General features: G+C 55.0%; 3 tRNA genes. All 3 read left to right on the top strand.

Annotated elements, in window-relative coordinates:
• Window positions 1–11 precede the first annotated feature (11 nt).
• Window positions 12–87: transfer RNA gene (locus A8L45_RS23570), tRNA-Glu, on the top strand.
• Between the two features lies 1 nt (window position 88).
• Window positions 89–164 (top strand) — tRNA-Lys (locus A8L45_RS23565).
• A gap of 30 nt (window positions 165–194) precedes the next feature.
• Window positions 195–270 (top strand) — tRNA-Val (locus A8L45_RS23560).
• The last annotated feature ends 1 nt before the right edge of the window (window position 271 follow it).

Below are 271 nucleotides of genomic sequence, written 5' to 3'. Positions count from 1 at the left end.
ACAAACCTTGTGTCCCATTCGTCTAGAGGCCTAGGACACCGCCCTTTCACGGCGGTAACAGGGGTTCGACTCCCCTATGGGACGCCACGGGTCGTTAGCTCAGTTGGTAGAGCAGTTGACTTTTAATCAATTGGTCGCAGGTTCGAATCCTGCACGACCCACCATTCTCTCCATGAGGGAATTAAAACTATCGTGGGCGATTAGCTCAGTTGGGAGAGCACCTCCCTTACAAGGAGGGGGTCACTGGTTCGAGCCCGGTATCGCCCACCAC

The organism is Veronia pacifica (genome assembly GCF_001707825.1).
Lineage (GTDB): Bacteria > Pseudomonadota > Gammaproteobacteria > Enterobacterales > Vibrionaceae > Veronia > Veronia pacifica.
This window is presented reverse-complemented; position numbering and strand designations above follow the sequence as displayed.